Source organism: Amycolatopsis sp. AA4, assembly GCF_002796545.1.
In the GTDB taxonomy this organism is placed as follows: domain Bacteria; phylum Actinomycetota; class Actinomycetes; order Mycobacteriales; family Pseudonocardiaceae; genus Amycolatopsis.
Window position 1 is genome coordinate 820,140 of sequence record NZ_CP024894.1, and the last position, 17,996, is coordinate 838,135.

A 17,996-nucleotide genomic window follows, 5' to 3' on the forward strand; every position below is an offset into this window, starting at 1 on the left:
CTAGGCCCGATCGCGCACGGTCAGCGCCCAGCTCACCAACGGCCACTGCAGCGGCAAGCGCAGCCACGCCACCGCGCGCTCGCGAGCCGGACGGCCGCGTCGCTGGTAGTCCAAGGCCATTTTCACGTTGCCCGGAAACACCCCGACGAACAGCAACGCCGCCGCCAATCCGCCCAGCCGACGAGTGCGCGGCAGCGCGATCCCGGCCGCGACGGTCAGCTCGGCGACGCCGGAGGCGTACGTCCAGGTGCGCCGGTCACCGGGCAATTCCTTCGGGACCAGCGCGTCGAACTGCTTCGGCCGGGCGAAGTGCAGGACGCCCGCCCCGGCCAGCAGAGCAGCGAGAAAATGCGCCGGACGTTGCGACGCGCGAGGCTCGGACATGCGGCAAGCCTGCCACAGCATGATCGCCGCGACGGGTGTGCGGGTGCTCCGATTGGGTTATCCTCCCGGCTGTGAGTGACGCCGAACGCCCGCGGGGAGCCGGTGCATGAAGGCCTTGAAACGGCTGCCCCTGAACGTCCGGTTGAACGACCGGCCCGACCACGAGCTCGTCGGCGTGATCCGGATGCCGGAGCTGACGGTCAGCCCGATGCGGTCGATCGTCAAGCGGATCATCGGCGCGCTGCTGGCCCTGCTGGCCACGGTGCTGATCGTCTACCTCGACCGGGACGGCTACCGCGACGCCAACGGCGACGGCCTCTCGCTCCTCGACTCGCTTTACTACGCGACAGTTTCCCTCTCGACCACCGGCTACGGCGACATCGCGCCGGCGACCGCGTCCGCGCGGCTGGTGAACGTCATCGTGATCACGCCGCTGCGGGTGCTCTTCCTCATCGTCCTCGTCGGGACCACCCTGGAAGTGCTCACCGAGCGCTCCCGGCAGGCGTTCAAAATCCAGAAGTGGAGGACGAAGGTGCGTGACCACACCGTCGTCGTCGGTTTCGGCACGAAGGGCCGCTCGGCGGTCAACGCGCTGCTCGGCGACGAGGAGGTGCAGGCCAACCGCGTCGTGGTCGTCGACACCGACCAGCAGGCGCTGGACGCGGCGAGCGCGCTCGGCCTCGTCACCGTGCACGGATCGGCGACCAGGGCGGACGTCCTGCGGGTCGCGGGCGTGCAGCACGCGCGGGCCGTAGTGGTCGCGCCGAACCGCGACGACACCGCCGTGCTGGTCACCCTCACCGCGCGCGAGCTTGCTCCGAAGGCGCACATCGTGGCGTCGGTGCGCGAGGCGGAGAACGTGCACCTGCTGAAGCAGTCCGGGGCCAACCAGGTCGTGGTGTCGAGCGAGACCGCCGGGCGGCTGCTCGGGATGGCGACGTCCAGCCCCCTCGTGGTGGACATGGTCGAGGACCTGCTGACCCCGGAATCGGGCCTGGCGATCGCCGAGCGCAGCATCGAGCCGAGCGAGGAAGGCGGATCGCCGCGGCACCTGCCGGACATCGTGCTCGGCGTGGTGCGCGACGGGGTGCTCTACCGGGTGGACGCCCCGCAGGCGGACGCGCTGGAACCGGGGGACCGGCTGCTGTACGTCAAGAAGGTCACTCAGGTCGACCACATCGAACGCTGAGGTTCACGCCGTCACGCCGTCACGCCGTCGCGCTGGCAAGGTGCGATGGCTCGCGGGCGGTCGCGGTGCCGAGAAAGCCCCAATGCCACATTGGGTGCATCTGACGCACCGAACGCCACTTTGGGTGCATGGGATGCACCGAACGCCACTTTGGGTGCATGGGATGCACCGAACGCCACTTTGGGTGCATGGGATGCACCGAACGCCACTTTGGGTGCATGGGACGCACCCAATGCCACATTGGGGCAGTGCTGGGGTGTGCGGCGGCGGGCGAAACCGAGGGGTCGGCGGGCGGCTGTGGGAGCGGCTGCGCTCCCGGCCCCGGGATGCCCAATGCGGGCCGTCGCGTCGGCAGGGGTGCGATGGCTCGCGGGCGGTCGCGGTGCCGGGAAAGCCCCAATGCCACATTGGGTGCATCTGGCGCACCGAACGCCGCTTTGGGTGCGTGGGATGCAACCAATGCCACATTGGGTGCATGCGACGCACCCAATGCCACTTTGGGTGCGCGAGATGCACCCAAAGTGGCATTGGGGCGGTGCCTGGGGTGCGGAGCGGCGGGGTGGAGCGGAGGGGTCAGCGGGCGGCGGCGGGAGCGGCTGCGGACCCCGTCCAGCCGGGGGTCCCCCGTGCGCGGGCGCCTCACTGGGTTTTGCCCCCGGCATCTGGAAGCATGGCGTCGTGCAGGTTTCCGACCCCCCGCATAAGAGCCTCGTCAAGCGGTGGCTTCAGGTGGGCATCCCGGTCGCGGCCGGGGTGCTCGTCGTGGTCTTGGCGTGGCTCGCCGGTCCGGGGCTGCTCGGCATCCAGCCGAAGTCGCCGGGCGCGCCGGTGGACGCTCAGATCACCAAGGCCGTCGACTGCTCCGTTCCCGGCGCGGCCGAATCGGTCTCGTTCCAGCTCGGCGGCAAACCGCGCCAGGGCACCCTCGACAGCTGCGGGCACGGCAAGGACGAGCATCTCCAGGTGCTGGTCCCGGACGACGCCCCGGCGGACGGCCTCGTCTCGGTCACCATGCCGGACACCACGACGGGCGCGCAGGACCTGCGTGCGCCGGTCGCGCTGGCGCTGCTGGTGTTCGCCTGCTTCTGCGGCGGGATGTACGCCTACCTGGTCATCCGCGGGCCGGGCAAGCTCGCGCTGCTCAGCTGAAGCACCGAAACCGCACGAACCAGCTGGGCAAACCGGGTCAGCTGACGTCCGCCGCGGAGGCGGCGAAGGTGTTGCAGTCCGCGATCCGGTTGTCCTTCGCCCCGGCCCGCCACCACTGCGCGTAATGCGCGTTGGTGCCGTGGTCGTGGCTGCGGGAAGTGTTGTCCCCCCGGGTTTCCTGGTCGTTCCAGGCCTTGTTGTACATGTCGCGGGTGATCGTGCCGCCGCGGTCGACGTGCGCGCCCAGGAACATTCCGGAGAAGCACTGCGCCTGTAGTTCTTTGCGGCGCGACATCTCGAGGCCCTCGGGGCTGTTCTGCCCGGCCGCGTAGATCTTCTGCCACGCGGCGTCCATGATCCCCGCGACTTCCTGCACGTGGTGGCCGTACTCGTGGGCGAACAGCGCCAGGTAGACGCCGGGGTTGTTGCCGTACTGGTCGGTCTGCAGGCCCTTGAACGGCACGTACAGGTTGTTCTCGCAGTAGTACGCCGCGGTCGCGATGCCGACCTGGATGGTGCCGCATTCGGTGTCGAAGCTCGGCCCGGTCGGGAAGTGCAGCGCGGGCGGCGTGAACGGCAGGTGGTACGACTCGAGGAACGGGCCCCACGCCGCGTCGAGGCATTTGCTCGCGGCGGTGAAGAACGCTTCCGCGCCGTCCTGCGTGCTGGTCCACGGCGGCAGGTTGCAGACGAGGTTCTGCAGGCCGGCGTTGGGGTCCTGCAGGATCGGGTGGTCGGCCAGCTTGAGGATCTTGTGCGGGCCCGCGCTGGTGGAGGTGCTCGGGCTTTCCGACGGACTCGTCGGCGCGCTCGAAGAGGGTGAGGAACCGCTGGTGGGCGGCAGTTCGTAGGCGGACGACGGCGAGGGCGGCGCGGCCTGGTAACCGGCGTTGCTCGGCCCGGACCCGCGGTTCAGCGACACGATCGCCACGACGCCCAGCGCCAGCACCGCGACCGCGCCGAGGCACAGCCCGACGATCAGCCCGGTCGGCTTGCGCGGCGGCACGGGATAGGACGGCTGCTGCCACGGCGGACCCTGCGGCGGCGGACCCTGAAACGGCGGCTGCTGCCCCTGGTACGGCGCCTGTCCCTGCTGGGCCTGGTAGGAGCCTTGCCCCGGGTACTGGCCGGGCGGCACCGGTCCTTGGCCCGGCACCGGCGGCGGTTGAACGGTCCCGCGTGGCGGCACCTGGCCGTAGGGCGGTTGCGTCATCAGGGCAGTCCCGGTGGGTCTCGGCGCGGGCCGGGCGTTCCCCGGCTTGCCGTTCAGCATATCGGGGGACGCCCGGCCCGCCGCACCACTTCGCCGGACTGCCGCCCCGCCCGGACGTCCCCCCAGGTCTGGCCGGGTGCGGACGGCTCTGGAAGAGTGACGGCAGCAACCGCAGGGCCGTGCAGACGAGGGGCTCCGATGACAAACTCACCCGGTGCGTCCGGGCCGGGGGACGACACGCCTACGCCGAGCCGGGGCTTCGCCAGCCCCGATTCGGACGCGTCCCCTGCCACCCCGCCGGAGAACCGCGAAACGGACACGTCCGGCGCCAGCTCCGGAATTTCGTCTTCCGCAGGGGAAAACTCCGCTTCGGCCGGGTCGAATCCGCCTGCCGGGACGGGCTCGACCGGCGCGAATCCGTCGCCTGCCAGCGAAAACCCCGCTGGCGCGCCGCCGCCCGGTTCGTTCTCGCCGCCCGGCGGGGCGCCTCCTCCGGGCGGCCAGTGGCAATCCCCGGGCCAGCAGCCGCTTCCGCAGTACCCCGGCGGCGGCCGTCCCGGCCCGGGCTGGAACCCGAACGGACTGGGCAAACCGGGCGTGATCGCGTTGCGCCCGTTGAACGTCGGCGACATCCTCGACGGCGCGATCACCGCGATCCGCCGGTATCCGCTGCTGATCCTCGGGGTGGCCGCGGTCGTCGCGGTGGTCTCGGCGGGGCTGAACCTCGCCGTGTCGCTGTGGCTGGTGCCCGATTTCAACCGGGTCGCTCAGCTCGGCCCGGCCGCGACCCAGCAACAGCAGCTCGACGCGGCGTACAGCCTGCTGGGCTCCGCGCTCACCGCGCTGCTGCCGACGCTCGTGATCTCCATGCTGGCGCAGACTTTCCTCACCGGCTTCCTGACCGTGGTGATGGGCAAGGCGGTGCTCGGCCGTCCGGTCGACTTCGGTTCGGCGATGCGCGAAGCCGCGCCGCGTCTGCTGCCGCTGCTGGCGGTCACCGTTCTTTACGCGCTGGCCACGATCGTCGCCGCGGCGTTCTGTCTGCTTCCCGCCGTGCTGCCGTATGTGTTCTGGTCGCTCACCGGCCCCGCGCTGGTGCTGGAACGCGGGACCATCGGGCAGGCGTTCACGCGGTCGCGGCAGCTCGTGTCGGGCATGTTCTGGCGGGTGTTCGGGGTGCTGCTGCTCGCGGGCGTGATCGGCTGGATCATCTCGGCGATCATCAGCGTCCCGTTCAGCATCGGCTCGGGCGCGTTCAGCGGCCTCTTCAACCCGCAGGCGACGCTGCCGAAGGTGACGACCGGCGATCTCGTGCTGCAGTCGGTGGGCAAGGTGATCGCGGAGACGATCGTCATGCCGTTCACCGCGCTGGTCACCGTGGTGCTCTACATCGACCAGCGGATGCGCCGCGAGGGCATGGACATCGAACTGGCCAGGGCGGCGGGCATCCAGCCGCCGCAGCCGCCGCAGCAGGCGTGGTGATCGGTTTTCTCGCCGACGTCCCGGTCGACATCGACCGGGACCCCGCCCGCCTGCGGGCGGTCCAGGAACTGACCGACCCGAATTACGCGGCCGCGCAGCCGGGTCTTCTCGAACGATTCTGGCGATGGCTCGGTCGGCTCGTTTCCGAGCTGTTCAACGCGTTGTCCGACGTGCCCGGCGGCCCGTTGGGCCTGCTGCTGGTGCTGGCCTTGCTGATCGTGCTGATCGTGGTCGTGCGGCTGCGGGTGGGCAAGGTCGGCCGGTCGGCGAAAACGTCCGGCGAGGTGTTCAGCGGACGGCGCCGCACCGCGGACGAATACCGGAAGGCCGCCGAGGAAGCCGCGGCGCGCGGCGATTTCGCGGACGCGGTGCGGGACCGGTTCCGCGCGCTCGTGCGGGGGATGGAAGAGCGCGCGCTGCTCGACGTCCGCTCCGGGCGGACCGCGGACGAAGCCGTCGCCGAAGCCGGAAGGTTCCTGCCGGATCTGGCGGCCGAACTCACCGCAGCCGCGCGGCAGTTCGACGACGTGCACTACGGCGGACGGCCGGGTACCGAAGCCGGGTACCGCACATTGTCCGAATTGGACGGACGCGTTCAGCGCGCGCGACCGGCTTTGGCGGACACATGAGTACCGCTGTTTCGCCGGACCTGCGCCGGATCTGGCGGGGCGCCCGGGTTCCGCTGGCGCTGCTCCTGCTGATCGTGCTCATCGCGCTGGCCATCGTGCTCAGCTACGGCAAGCAGACCAGCGGCGAGTTCGACCCCGGTTCCTACGAACCGCGCGGCAGCCACGCTCTCGCGCATTTGCTGGAACAGGAGGGCGTGCAGATTCGCGCCGTACATTCGCTCGCCGAGGCGCGCGAGGCCGCCGACAGCGGAACTCTGCTGATCACCGATCCGCAGCTGGTGCCGAAGGACGGGTTGGCCGATCTGCGTCGCCGGGTCGCGCACCTCGTGCTCGTCGCGCCCGGATCGACGGCGTTGGGCATGACCGCGCCGACTGTTTCCGCGGTGGGTGCGGGAGAGGTCCGTACGCTGCAACCGGAATGCACGGTCGGCGCGGCGGTCAGCGCGGGCTCGGTCACGCTCGGCGGACGCCATTACCGCACGGACGACGAGACGGCGCGGGCTTGCTACCGCGACGGCGGCGAGCCGACTTTCGTGCAGCTGGCGGACCGGACCGGCACGGTGAGCGTGCTCGGCTCGGCGGAAGCGTTCACCAACGACCAGATCGCCAAGGAAGGCAACGCCGCGTTCGGCATGCGGTTGCTGGGCGATCACCGGAAGCTGGTCTGGTACGTGCCGTCCACCTCGGACCCCGCGCTGGACAACGAGAAGAAGCCGTTCGTCGACCTGATTCCGCCCGGCTGGCGGTACGGCGCGCTGACCGCGGGAATCGCGGTCGTCCTTTTCGCGCTGTGGCGCGCGCGGCGGCTCGGTCCGGTGGTGCGGGAACCGCTGCCGGTGGTCGTGCGGTCGGCGGAAACGGCGGAGGGCCGGGCCCGGCTGTACCGGCGGGGCGGCGCGGCCGGGCACGCGGCGGAAACCTTGCGCGAGGCGGCCCGGACGCGGCTGCGGAAGAGACTGGGATTGCCGCGCGACGCCGGCCCGCCCGCGGTGGTGGAGACCGTCAGCGCGCGGACCGGCCGGGCGCCGAACGAGGTCGGGGCGGTGCTGTACGGCCCGTCGCCGTCCGACGAGGCGGCGCTGGTGCGGCTGGCGGACGAACTGGACGCGGTGGAACGAGAGGTGGAGCGTTCTTGAGTACCGAACAGATGCAGGACGCGCGGGCGGCCCTGATCGCGTTGCGCACCGAGGTCGGGAAGGCTGTGGTCGGCAACGACGCGGCTGTCACCGGACTCATCCTCGCGTTGCTCTGCCGGGGGCACGTGCTGCTGGAAGGCGTGCCCGGCGTCGCGAAGACGTTGCTGGTGCGGGCGTTGGCGGCGTCGCTGGACCTGAAGACGACGCGCGTGCAGTTCACCCCGGACCTGATGCCGGGCGACGTCACCGGGTCCATTGTGTACGACGCGCACAGCGGTGAGTTCTCCTTCCGGGAGGGCCCGGTCTTCACGAATCTGCTGCTGGCCGACGAAATCAACCGGACGCCGCCGAAGACGCAGTCGTCGCTGCTGGAGGCGATGGAGGAGCGGCAGGTGTCGATCGACGGCGTCTCGCGTCCGCTGCCGGATCCGTTCGTCGTGGTCGCGACGCAGAACCCGGTCGAGTACGAGGGCACCTACCCGTTGCCCGAGGCGCAACTGGACCGGTTCCTGCTGAAGCTGACCATGCCGGCTCCGTCGCGCGAAGACGAGATCGGCATTCTTTGGCGGCACGCACAGGGTTTCGACCCGCGGGACCTCGCCGCGGCGGGCGTGCGTCCGGTCGCGGGTGCGGCGGATCTCGCTGCCGCGCGGGAGGCGGTCGCGAAGGTGACTGTCGGTCCGGAAGTGATCGGCTACGTCGTCGACCTCTGCCGTGCGACGCGGGAACTCCCGGCAGTGCGCATCGGGGTTTCTCCGCGTGGCGCAACGGCTTTGCTCACCGTGACGCGCGCGTGGGCGTGGCTGTCCGGCCGGGATTACGCGACGCCGGACGACGTCAAGGCGCTCGCGCGTCCGGCGCTCCGGCACCGTCTCGACGTGCGGCCGGAAGCCGAACTCGAAGGCGTGACCGCGGACGGCGTCCTCGACCGGGTGCTGGCCTCCGTGCCGGTGCCGCGCTAAATGGCAGTCACCGGGCGGCTCGGGCTGCTGGCGCTCCTCGGTGCGCTGGTGGTCGGGCTGCTGTTCCCGTCCGGCACCGGCGTCGCGATCGTGGTCGCGGTGCTGCTGGTGCTGGTTGTCGTGGACCTCGTGCTGGCCGGAAGCGTGCGGGCGCTGCGGTTTTCGCGCAGCGGCACTACGTCCGTCCGGTTGGGGGAGCCCGCCGAGGTCACGCTGACCGTCACGAACCCCGGCGGCCGCACCGTCCGCGGCTCGCTGCGGGATGCCTGGCCGCCGAGCGCCGGTGCCGCCGACCGGCACGCGCTGGCGGTTCCGTCCGGCGAACGGCGTGCCTTGACGACCGCGCTGCTCCCGACCCGCCGCGGCGACCGGGTCGCGGCGCGGGTGACCGTGCGCGCGGTGGGCCCGCTGGGTTTGGCCGCGCGGCAGGGTTCGCACGAGGTGCCGTGGACGGTCCGGGTGCTGCCGCCGTTCCACAGCCGCAAGCATCTGCCGTCGCGGCTGGCCCGGCTGCAACAGCTGGACGGCCGCAACGCGGTGCTGATCCGGGGCCAGGGAACGGAATTCGACTCCCTGCGCGAGTACGTCATCGGCGACGACGTCCGGTCGATCGACTGGCGCGCGACGGCCCGCGCGTCGGACGTGATGGTGCGGACGTGGCGTCCGGAACGCGACCGCCAGGTGGTTTTGGTGCTGGACACCGGCCGCGTCTCGGCGGGCCGAGTCGGCGACGCACCCCGGTTGGACGCGGCGATGGACGCGGCGCTTTTGCTGGCCGCACTGGCTTCCCGGGCGGGGGACCGGGTCGATCTGGTGGCTTACGACCGCCGGGTGCGGGCTTCGGTGCCGAACGCTTCGACGCCGTCTTTGGTGAACGCCTTGGCGACGATCGAGCCGTCCTTGGTCGAGACCGACGCGCGGGGGATGGTGGCGGAAGTCCTGCGCCGCACCCGTCGGCGGGCTTTGGTGGTTTTGTTGACCGGGCTGGAATCGGCCCCGCTGCAGGAGGGGTTGTTCCCGGTGCTCGGGTCGCTGACCGCGCGGCACGAGGTGCTGGTGGCTTCGGTCGCGGACCCGCGGGTAGCGGAGATGGCGGCTTCGCGGGGGTCGGCGGAGGCGGTGTACGACGCTGCCGCGGCCGAGCGGGCGCTGGCGGACCGGGAGTCTTCGGTGGCTTGGCTGACCCGGCACGGGGTCGGGGTGGTGGACGCGGTGCCGGAGGAACTTCCGCCCGCGCTCGCCGACCGCTACCTGGCCCTGAAAGCCGCAGGCCGGTTGTAGGTCCGTGAAGGGCTCCTTGAAGGAATCAGATTCCCTCAAGGAGCCCTTCACGGACTTTTAGCCAGCCTCCGGAAGAGCGTCCCCAGCGGCTCGGCGGTCCACGTCTCCCGTTTCGCCGTCCCGGGCGGCGCGGCGGCCCAGGGTGAACACGTACGTCAGGAACAGCAGCTCCACCACCACCCCGATCCCGATCCGCAGCCACGTCGGCCAGCCCGACGGCGTCACGAACGCCTCGATCACGCCCGACACCAGCAGCACACAAGCCAGTCCCAGCGCCATCACCACCACCGAACGGCCCTGTTCGGCCAGTGCCGCGCTGCGTGAGCGGCGGCCCGGGTCCACGACAGTCCAGCCCAGTTTCAGACCGGTGCCCGCCGCGATGAACACCGCCGTCAGTTCCAGCAAACCGTGCGGCAGGAGCAGGCCCAGCAGGACATCGCCGCGGCCTGCCGAGGACATCAGGCCGATCGCGACCCCGGCGTTCAGCGAGTTCATCCACAGCGCGCCGATCACCGGCAGGCCGAGCGCGACGCCGAGGAACAGGCACGTCGCCGCCACCCAGGCGTTGTTCGTCCACACTTTCGCCGCGAACGACGCCGCTGGGCCGTTCGAGTAGTACGTCTCGTATTGGCCGCCCGGCGCGGTCATCGCCTTCACCTCGTCCGGCGAGACCAGCGACGCGCGCACCTGCGGGTCGCCCGCGATCCACACGCCCAGCACCGCCATCACCGCGACCGACACCAGCGCCGCCGGGATCCACCAGCGGCGGCTCAGGTACACCGCGGCCGGGAAGCGGCGGGTGAAGAACAGGCCGACCTCGCGCCAGGCCGGGCTGTGCGAGCCGGCGACCGCCGAACGGCCGCGCGCGACCAGCGCCGACAGCCTGGCCAGCAGGGCCGGGTCGGGCGCGGTCGAGCGGATCATCGACAGATGCGTCGCCGTGCGTTGGTAAAGCGTGACCAGCTCGTCCGCCTCCGGGCCGGTCAACCTGCGCCGTCCGGCGAGTTCGCCGAGCCGGTTCCATTCCGCGCTGTGCGCCGCGACGAACACGTCGACGTCCACCGGCCACCTCCTCCGCCCCAGGATAGAGGCAGGCGCTCTACGCTGGCCTCGTGCAGGAAGAGTCCGATCTCGTCACCGGTGAGGCCGTCGTCCTCGACCTGCGGGTGGCGAAGCTCGCCAGCCGTGCGGTCGCGATGCTGCTCGACGTCCTCGTCCAGGCCGCGTTGCTGCTGCTCGTGTTCGTCGCGCTGATGCTGACCGCGGGGTCGTTCGACTCGGCGCTCACCGTCGCGCTGATGCTGACCATGTTCGTGCTGGTCGTGATCGGCTACCCGGTGCTGTTCGAAACGCTCAGCCGCGGCCGTTCGCTCGGCAAGCTCGCGCTCGGCCTGCGCGTGGTGCGCCTCGACGGCGGCCCGATCAGCTTCCGGCACGCGCTGACTCGCGGGCTCGCCGGGTTCTTCGTCGACTTCTGGGCGCTGGGCTTCCTCGGCGCGGTGGCCGTCATCGTGTCGCTGACGTCGTCGAACGGCCGCCGCGTCGGCGATTACCTCGCGGGCACCCTGGTGATCCGCGAACGCGTGCCGCAGTCGGCGCAGGCGATCCTCACGATGCCGCCCGGGCTGGAAGCGTGGGCCGCGCACTTCGACCTCAGCGGCCTCACCGACGACCTCGCCATGGCCTCCCGGCAGTACCTCGGCCGCTACCACGACCTGCGCCCGGAGGCGGCCGCGTCGCTCGGCTTCGGCCTGGCGCAGCAGGTTTCGGCGGCGATCGAGGTGCCGCTGCCGTACGGGATGCCGCCGTGGGTCTTCCTCACCGCGGTGCTCGCCGAACGCCGCAACCGCGACCACGCCCGGATCGCGCCGCCGCAGTACAGTCCCTACGCGCCTCCGCCGGTTCCGCCTCCGGCTCCGGCCCCGCCGAAGTCCGACAACCCCTTCACCCCGCCGAGCTGAGGTCATGCTCGCCGACGACGTCACCGTCACCACTGCCCAGGACGGTCAGCTCACGGTCATCGAGCGCATCGTCACCGACGCCCCAGCTAGCCACCGCATCGCCGAGCGCGTCCCCGTCACCGACGACGAGGACCGGCTCTACTCGATCACTGACCTGCATCTCTCCGGCGCCGCGACCGCCGACGGAACGACGGTCACGGTCACCGGGCCGGCGACCGTGACGTACACAGTGGACGGTGCGGTCGCCGCTGGCGGGCAGGTGCGGTTTCAGCTCACCGGGGGCTGGGATCGTGCGGTCGACCGGGTCACCGCCGCCTTCAGCGGGCCGGGAGTGTCCGCCGCGGATTGCTACGCCGGTCAGCCCGGATCGTCTCGGCAGTGCACTTTCTCCGAACTCCGGAGCGGGGGAGCGCATGCCGAGCAAAACGGCCTGCGCCAAGGGGATCGGATCGACTTGGCCGTCCAAACCGGACCATTGCCGGAGAACGCCCAGTTTGTCCCGACTGGACCGTTGGCCGTCTTCGCGCCGGGGTTTCCTTCTGTCCTCAGCGGTCTTGCGTTGGTGCTCTACCTGCTCATCGGTGCCAGCGTGTTGCGTCTCCGCATCAGGCAGCGTGGTGAACTCGACCTCGCCGCCACGGTCCTCGATCTCGTCGCCCGCGGGCATCTGCGCATCGCCGACGGTCAGGTCAGTCATGGCGAAGCCGATCCGCTCACGCCGTTCGAACAAGCGGTCAAGAGCGCCTTCCCGCCGGGTCCGCTCGCTGCCGCACGGCCGGATCAGGCAGAACTATGCGCCCTTCTCGACGCCGAAACGCATCGCCATGGCTGGCTGTCCGCGAGGCAACCGCACGTCCGCCGAGCCGGGCTCATCCTGGCCGCTGCGGGCATCGTGACGACCGTCGTCCTCGCCCTCACCGTCGGCGAGGCGCTGATCGGCGTCGCGCTCCTGATCGCTGGAATCGCCACTTTCCTAGCCGCTCCGCTGGTGCACCCCCGGCGTGGCCGCGCGTTGGGGAGTCCGGCGAGGCGGGCCGAATCTCCGCTGGCGGTGGAGATCGACGCGATCCAGGCAATGGCCGAACGACGCTCGGCGGTGTCCGCGCAATGAAACTCGCCGCTCTGCTGCTGATCCCGTTCCTCTCGGCGACCCCCGCCGCGGCGCAGGACCAGCCGTCGCTGCCGGGCCTGCCGCAGAGCGTCGAAGTCGCCTTGAAGGTCCAACGGGACGGCAGCCTGTCCGTCACCGAAGCAGTCTCGGTCCCGCGCGACACGTCGATGACCCGCACCATCCCGTTGCGCGCCAACGACCGCGTCCTCGGGATCCGCGACATCAGCATCGAAGGCGCGGGCAATGCCGAGACCGGCAACGACCAGGTGACCTTCTACCTGCGCGGCGGAACGTCCGTGCTTCGGTACACAGTGGACGGTACGGTCGGCACCAGCCTCGGCGTCGAGCACGTGACCTGGGACGTCGCCAGTGGCTGGGACACTCGCCTCGAACTGGTCCGGGCGACCTTCGCCGCGCCCGCCGTCCCGGACGCGCTCAGCTGCCTCGCTGGTCCGCCCGGCTCGACGACCCGCTGCGGTGCCGCGCAGATCGACCACTCCGGCCTGACCCGCGTCTCGGTGCCGAAACTTCAGCCCGGCTCTCGCGTCCAACTGACTGCCGAACTGCCCGGCGGCACAGTCGCCGCGACCGAGAAGCTCCTTCCCTCCGGTCCCTTCGCCGCGACTGCGCCGGTGTGGTGGGCATGGCTGGCCTTCGCCGTGCTGTCGCTCGCTGGTGCCGTCGCCGTGTTCGTACTCCGTCGACGCGACCGACAGCCTGGGCACGCCATCCCCGTACCGCTCCTCGACAACGGCCGCTTCTCTTCGCCGGAAGGCGTGCTCCCCGGACACGTAGGACCGCTTCTCACCGGACGCGTCAGCTCCGTCGACCTAGCCGCGACAGTGCTCGACCTATGCGTCCGTAACTATCTATGGGTCAGCGAAGACGGCCCACGCAACTGGGTCCTCGTACGCCGCAACCCGCCCGACGAACACCTAACCGCCTTCGAGCGCGCGGTGTACGCAGCCGCTGTGCCCGGCGAAGCCGCGACGCTCGCGGAAGTACGCGAAGCAGGCGTACCCGAGCTAGTCGCCGACACGGTCCGTCGCGGTTGGCGATCCCCGAAGCGACTGTCGAAGGTCGGCCCGCGGCTATGTGGGTACGGCGTCTTCCTCACCGTCCTGCTGGCCTTCACCGTCGGTTACGCACAACTCGGGTTGGTGCTTCTCGCCACCGGCATCGCTGTGACGGCAGCCGCTCGCCTTCTGCCGGAGCGAACGAAGGCAGGCCTAGACCTCCGAGACCGCCTTCTTGGGCTCAACGCGCAGCTGCGCACGATGGAGGCACCGGACGATGAACTGCTCGTCTCTCGCGCGCTCCCGTACGCGTACGCGCTGGGCGAAGCGGACGCTTGGCTAGTTAACGCTTGTTCGCTGTCGGCGTACTGGTACGGGGCCTCCGGCGAGGACGTCGTGCCATTGGCGCGGACCAGCGGATTCGTGGCCGCACTGACCGTCGCGTTCGAGGGCGCGAGGCACCTCCGACCGGACGAGCCGAAGACTCCCGCGCCTGCGTAGGGTGGAGGCATGGCCGATCCCGAGCTCTTCCGTTTCACGATCGACAACGGTCTGCGCGTGGTGCTCGCTCCTGACCCGACCGCGCCGGTGGTCGGGGTCAGCGTGCACTACGACGTGGGCTTCCGCTCCGAGCCGGAGGGGTTGACCGGTTTCGCGCACCTCTTCGAGCACCTGATGTTCCAGGGCAGCGAAAGCCTGGAGAAACTCGCGCACTTCCGGCACGTGCAGTCCAGCGGCGGCACCTTCAACGGTTCCACGCACCCGGACTACACCGACTACTACGAGGTGCTGCCCGCCGCGGCGCTGGAACGCGCGCTGTTCCTCGAGGCCGACCGGATGCGCGCGCCGAAGCTGACCGCGGAGAACCTGGCGAACCAGATCGAGGTCGTCAAGGAGGAAATCCGGCTGAACGTGCGCAACCGGCCGTACGGCGGATTCCCGTGGATCCTGCTGCCGCCGGTGCTGTACTCCACCTTCGCCAACGCGCACGACGGCTACGGCGCCTTCGAGGACCTGGAGGGCGCGACGCTGGACGACTGCGCCGCCTTCTTCGACACCTTCTACTCGCCGGCCAACGCGGTGCTGACCGTCGCGGGCGACTTCGAGGTCGAGGAGGCGAAGGCGCTCGTCGAGAAGCATTTCGGCGACGTCCCGCACCGGCCGGCTCCGGTCCGTCCGTCGTTCTCCGAACCGCTGCCCACCGCGCAGCTGAACGGCGAGCACACCGACCCGCACGCGCCGCTGCCCGCGCTGGCCATCGGCTACCGGATGCCGGACCCGATCAACGACCTCGACGGCTACCTCGCCTACCTGGTGCTCGCCGGCGTCCTCACCGACGGTGACGGTTCGCGGCTGCAGCAGCGGCTGGTGCACGTCGAACCGCTGGTGGTCGACGTCGGCGCGGGAGCCGGGCTGTTCGGCCCGTTCGAGGCGCGCGATCCGGACACGTTCACCATCACCGCGATCCACCCGCCGGACGTGCCGCGCGAGCGCGTGCTGGCCGCGCTGGACGAGGAGCTGGAGAAGCTCGCGTCCACGCCGCCGGACGACCAGGAACTGAAGAAGGTCACCGCGCGCTGGGCGGCGAGCCTGCACGCGGAGCACGACCGGCTCGTGTCGCGCACGCTGGCGCTCGGCGCGTTCGAACTGCTCTACGGCGACGCGTCGCTCGTCTACCAGCTCGCCGACCGCCTGTCCGCGGTCTCCGGCGAGGCCGTGTCGGCGGCGGCGAAGGCGCTGCGTCCGGATGCGCGCGCCGTGCTCGTCGTGAAGCCCGCAAGCACCGAAGGGACGGAACAGTGACCTCGGCTGAACAGGTCAAAGCCGCACACCGCAGCGCCGAGGAGATCGGCCGCACCGCCGCCGGACCGCGTCCGCTGCCCTCGCTCGGGCACCAGCGCGCCGCCGCCGATCTGTCCCATGTGGACACTGTGCTCTCCAACGGGCTGCGCGTGCTCGCGGTGCGCAAGGCGAGCGTCCCGATGGTCGAACTGCGGCTGTGGATCCCGTTCGCGGGCGAGGACGCGATGCACGCGGCCACCGCGGAGGTGCTCGCGGAAACCGTGCTCACCGGCACCGCGCGGCGCGACCGGGTGGAAATCGACGCCGAGGTCGCGCTGATCGGCGGCGACCTCAACGCGGGCGTCGACCCGGAGCGGCTGTACCTCGGCGGCACCGCGCTGTCCGACGGCCTCCCGACGCTGCTGGACGTGCTCGGCGACGTGCTCACCGGCGCCACGTACGGCGACGCGGAGGTCGCGCGCGAGCGGGAGCGGCTGATCGAGCGCATCGCGGTCTCGCGCACGCAGCCGCGCACCATCGCGCGCGAAGCACTGCAGAAGCACCGGTACGGCGACCATCCGGTGACCCGCGAGGTCCCGCAGGCCGAGGACGTCGCCGAGGTGACCTCCGAGCAGGTGCGCGCGCTGCACAACGCCTCGGTGCTGCCGCGCGGAGCGGTGCTCGTGCTGGTCGGAGACCTTGACCCGCAAGAGGTTCCGGCCGAGCTGGAGCGTGCGCTCGGCGGCTGGAAGTCGGACCGGTCGGCCGTCGTGCTGCCGCCGCTGCCCACGCTGACCGGCGGCAACGTCCTGCTGGTTCCGCGCGCCGGCGCGGTGCAGTCGCAGATCCGGCTGTCCGCGCAGACGGTGCCGCGCGTCGACCCGAGGTACCCGGCGCTGCAGCTGGCGAACCTGGCGTTCGGCGGGTACTTCTCCTCGCGGCTGGTGGAAAACATCCGCGAGGACAAGGGTTACACCTACGGCGCGCACTCGGGTTTCGAGTTCACCGGCGACACCGCAGTGGTCAATGTGGACGCGGACACCGCCAACGAGGTCACCGCGGCGGCGTACCTGGAAACCCGGTACGAGCTGTTCCGGCTCGGCACCGTGCCGCCGACGGCCGAAGAGGTCGAATCGGTGCGCCAGTACGCGATGGGCTCGCTCGTCACCGGCACGTCGTCGCAGAGCGGGCTCGCCGGACAGCTGATGGCGCTGGCGTCGAACGGTCTCGGCATCGAGTGGCTGCAGAGCCACCCGGAGCGGCTCGCGGCCGTCACCGCGGACCAGGTCGCCGAAGCCGCGGCGGAGTTCTTCGCCCCTGGCCGGTTCACCGGCGTCGTGGTCGGCGACGCGGAGCTGCTCGCGCCGAAGCTGGCCGCGCTGGGAGTTTCCACGAGCGAGAAGGACTGATGAGCGTTCCGTTCGAACTAGGGGCCCTGCCGACGCTGTCCCGTTCCACAGTGGACCGTCAGGAAACCTTGCGCACCAACCCGGAGCGGCTCGCCGCGAAGTGGTCCGAAGCCCGCGTGGTGCTGCTCGACGACACCGGCCGCACGCCGGTCGTCGAGGGCGGCTCCGCGCTGTCCACCCGCAAGGCGATGGACTTCGGCACCGAACCGCCCGCCGACGCGGTGTTCCTCGGCGAGTGGGAAGACATCGATTACTGGTCGCTGCCCGGCAGCATCGAAGGCGACGTCGACAGTGTGCGGCTGGCGGGCAGCTGGGGCGTGATCGAAGAGGTCCCGCGAGCCAACGGCGAGCTGTGGGTCGAGCTGCGCGGGTACGGCGAGCAGCTGGACGACACGTCGGCCGGGCTGTTCACCACCGCGCAAGCATTGCGGCACTGGCGGCGGCAGTCGCGGTTTTGCACCCGCGACGGCTCGCCGACGCAGCTGATCCAGTTCGGCTGGGCGAGCCGCTGCGAAGCCAAGGGCCACGAGGAATACCCGCGCACCGACCCGGCGGTCATCTGCCTGGTGCACGACCTCGACGGCGTCAACGGTTCGCACGTGCTGCTCGCGCGCCAGCCGATCTGGCCGCCGGACCGGTACTCGGTGCTCGCCGGATTCGTCGAGGCGGGGGAGTCCCTGGAGGGCTGCGTCGTCCGCGAAATCCGCGAGGAGGCCGGGATCGAGGTGCGGGACGTGCGCTACCTCGGCAGTCAGCCGTGGCCGTTCCCGCGCTCGATCATGCTGGGCTTCACCGCCCGCGCGGACCGCAACGCGCCGCTGGTCCCGGCCGACGGCGAGATCGAGGAAGCGCTGTGGGTGTCCCGAGAGGACGTCCGGACGGCGTTCCGCAATGCCGGGACCGGAGTGCCGACGCCGATCGCCGGTGGCGCGTCGAATCTCCTGCTGCCGGGGAACTCGTCGATCGCCCGCGTGATGTTGAAGGCTTGGGCCGAAGCCGAGGAGTGATCCCGGGCCGGTCCGTGAAGGGCTCCTTGAGGGAATCTGATTCCCTCAAGGAGCCCTTCACGGCTTTCTGGGGGTCGGGAAGCCGTGAAGGGCGGCTTTCGCCGCGCAGCCTGAACGCGTAGCTGGCTCCGTCGCGAGCCACCGCGTTTCCCGGACCACCCCGGTCCGCTGGTCTGGACCGCGTACGGTCCGCGCTCGCCCGGTCACCCTGTGCCGGTCGCCGACATCCCGCGGTATCAAGCCGTTACCCCGCTGTTTCCCGAGCCCATTGACGCCGTGTGGCCG

16 protein-coding genes are annotated in these 17,996 nt (G+C 70.9%); 13 read left to right on the forward strand and 3 right to left on the reverse strand.

All coding sequences use genetic code 11. The features are described from left to right. Positions 1–384, reverse strand: a complete 384-nt coding sequence (locus tag CU254_RS04100; protein WP_009073024.1) for a DoxX family protein — start codon at positions 382–384, stop codon at positions 1–3. A 106-nt stretch (positions 385–490) separates the two neighbouring features. Between CU254_RS04100 and CU254_RS04105 the strand changes: the two genes are divergently transcribed. Then, a complete protein-coding gene (locus CU254_RS04105; RefSeq protein WP_009073026.1) occupies positions 491–1,573 on the forward strand; it encodes a TrkA family potassium uptake protein in 1,083 nt (360 codons plus the stop codon). Positions 1,574–2,251: 678 nt separating this feature from the next. Then, the gene (locus tag CU254_RS04110; protein WP_199785792.1) at positions 2,252–2,722 is read left to right on the forward strand and encodes a hypothetical protein; all 471 of its coding nucleotides are present in this window, start codon (positions 2,252–2,254) and stop codon (positions 2,720–2,722) included. A gap of 37 nt (positions 2,723–2,759) precedes the next feature. Here the strand turns inward: CU254_RS04110 and CU254_RS04115 are convergent, their stop codons facing one another. Continuing rightward, complete coding sequence (locus CU254_RS04115) at positions 2,760–3,935, reverse strand: neutral zinc metallopeptidase (RefSeq protein ID WP_199785793.1); 1,176 nt, start codon at positions 3,933–3,935, stop codon at positions 2,760–2,762. 198 nt (positions 3,936–4,133) lie between these two features. On the opposite strand from CU254_RS04115, the gene CU254_RS04120 reads away from it, so the two are divergent. From CU254_RS04120 to CU254_RS04140, 5 genes are read left to right on the forward strand one after another with little or no spacing between them, the layout of a single operon-like run. Then, entirely contained in the window at positions 4,134–5,417 is a 1,284-nt protein-coding gene (locus CU254_RS04120) for a hypothetical protein (RefSeq protein ID WP_037712475.1), read from the forward strand. Then, positions 5,411–6,046, forward strand: coding sequence for a DUF4129 domain-containing protein (locus CU254_RS04125; protein ID WP_037712479.1), 636 nt, complete (start codon positions 5,411–5,413; stop codon positions 6,044–6,046). The genes CU254_RS04120 and CU254_RS04125 overlap by 7 nt, the downstream gene beginning before the upstream one ends. Continuing rightward, entirely contained in the window at positions 6,043–7,182 is a 1,140-nt protein-coding gene (locus CU254_RS04130; protein ID WP_037712481.1) for a DUF4350 domain-containing protein, read from the forward strand. The genes CU254_RS04125 and CU254_RS04130 overlap by 4 nt, the downstream gene beginning before the upstream one ends. An 11-nt stretch (positions 7,183–7,193) precedes the next feature. Beyond that, a complete protein-coding gene (locus CU254_RS04135; protein WP_086024867.1) occupies positions 7,194–8,144 on the forward strand; it encodes a MoxR family ATPase in 951 nt (316 codons plus the stop codon). Next, positions 8,145–9,425: a DUF58 domain-containing protein gene (locus tag CU254_RS04140; protein WP_009073038.1), complete on the forward strand. Its 1,281-nt coding sequence runs from the start codon at positions 8,145–8,147 to the stop codon at positions 9,423–9,425. Between the two features lie 57 nt (positions 9,426–9,482). On the opposite strand, the gene CU254_RS04145 is transcribed toward CU254_RS04140, so the two are convergent. After that, positions 9,483–10,487 (reverse strand): stage II sporulation protein M, encoded by a 1,005-nt coding sequence (locus tag CU254_RS04145; RefSeq protein WP_009073041.1) that lies wholly within the window; start codon positions 10,485–10,487, stop codon positions 9,483–9,485. A gap of 50 nt (positions 10,488–10,537) precedes the next feature. On the opposite strand from CU254_RS04145, the gene CU254_RS04150 reads away from it, so the two are divergent. The 6 genes from CU254_RS04150 to nudC are packed head-to-tail and all read left to right on the forward strand — an operon-like array spanning position 10,538 to position 17,711. Further along, positions 10,538–11,386 (forward strand): RDD family protein, encoded by an 849-nt coding sequence (locus CU254_RS04150; RefSeq protein WP_009073042.1) that lies wholly within the window; start codon positions 10,538–10,540, stop codon positions 11,384–11,386. A 4-nt stretch (positions 11,387–11,390) separates the two neighbouring features. Beyond that, complete coding sequence (locus CU254_RS04155) at positions 11,391–12,497, forward strand: hypothetical protein (RefSeq protein ID WP_009073044.1); 1,107 nt, start codon at positions 11,391–11,393, stop codon at positions 12,495–12,497. Beyond that, positions 12,494–14,014 carry a DUF2207 domain-containing protein gene (locus CU254_RS04160; protein ID WP_009073046.1) on the forward strand — a complete coding sequence of 507 codons (1,521 nt, stop codon included), beginning with the start codon at positions 12,494–12,496 and terminating at the stop codon, positions 14,012–14,014. The genes CU254_RS04155 and CU254_RS04160 overlap by 4 nt, the downstream gene beginning before the upstream one ends. A gap of 9 nt (positions 14,015–14,023) precedes the next feature. Continuing rightward, on the forward strand, positions 14,024–15,316 hold the full coding sequence (locus tag CU254_RS04165) for a pitrilysin family protein (protein WP_009073048.1): 1,293 nt from the start codon (positions 14,024–14,026) through the stop codon (positions 15,314–15,316). Continuing rightward, positions 15,313–16,704 (forward strand): pitrilysin family protein, encoded by a 1,392-nt coding sequence (locus CU254_RS04170; RefSeq protein WP_009073052.1) that lies wholly within the window; start codon positions 15,313–15,315, stop codon positions 16,702–16,704. Before CU254_RS04165 ends, CU254_RS04170 begins: the two co-directional genes overlap by 4 nt. Beyond that, a complete protein-coding gene (gene nudC / locus CU254_RS04175) occupies positions 16,704–17,711 on the forward strand; it encodes an NAD(+) diphosphatase (protein WP_009073054.1) in 1,008 nt (335 codons plus the stop codon). Before CU254_RS04170 ends, nudC begins: the two co-directional genes overlap by 1 nt. Positions 17,712–17,996: the final 285 nt, after the last annotated feature.

Bases quoted from the DNA above. Each gene is read 5' to 3' on its own strand.
- CU254_RS04100 (WP_009073024.1), bottom strand. From the start codon at position 384: ATGTCCGAGCCTCGCGCGTCGCAACGTCCGGCGCATTTTCTCGCTGCT.
- CU254_RS04105 (WP_009073026.1), top strand. From the start codon at position 491: ATGAAGGCCTTGAAACGGCTGCCCCTGAACGTCCGGTTGAACGACCGG.
- CU254_RS04115 (WP_199785793.1), bottom strand. From the start codon at position 3,935: ATGACGCAACCGCCCTACGGCCAGGTGCCGCCACGCGGGACCGTTCAA.
- CU254_RS04120 (WP_037712475.1), top strand. From the start codon at position 4,134: ATGACAAACTCACCCGGTGCGTCCGGGCCGGGGGACGACACGCCTACG.
- CU254_RS04130 (WP_037712481.1), top strand. From the start codon at position 6,043: ATGAGTACCGCTGTTTCGCCGGACCTGCGCCGGATCTGGCGGGGCGCC.
- CU254_RS04135 (WP_086024867.1), top strand. From the start codon at position 7,194: ATGCAGGACGCGCGGGCGGCCCTGATCGCGTTGCGCACCGAGGTCGGG.
- CU254_RS04140 (WP_009073038.1), top strand. From the start codon at position 8,145: ATGGCAGTCACCGGGCGGCTCGGGCTGCTGGCGCTCCTCGGTGCGCTG.
- CU254_RS04155 (WP_009073044.1), top strand. From the start codon at position 11,391: ATGCTCGCCGACGACGTCACCGTCACCACTGCCCAGGACGGTCAGCTC.
- CU254_RS04160 (WP_009073046.1), top strand. From the start codon at position 12,494: ATGAAACTCGCCGCTCTGCTGCTGATCCCGTTCCTCTCGGCGACCCCC.
- CU254_RS04165 (WP_009073048.1), top strand. From the start codon at position 14,024: ATGGCCGATCCCGAGCTCTTCCGTTTCACGATCGACAACGGTCTGCGC.
- nudC (WP_009073054.1), top strand. From the start codon at position 16,704: ATGAGCGTTCCGTTCGAACTAGGGGCCCTGCCGACGCTGTCCCGTTCC.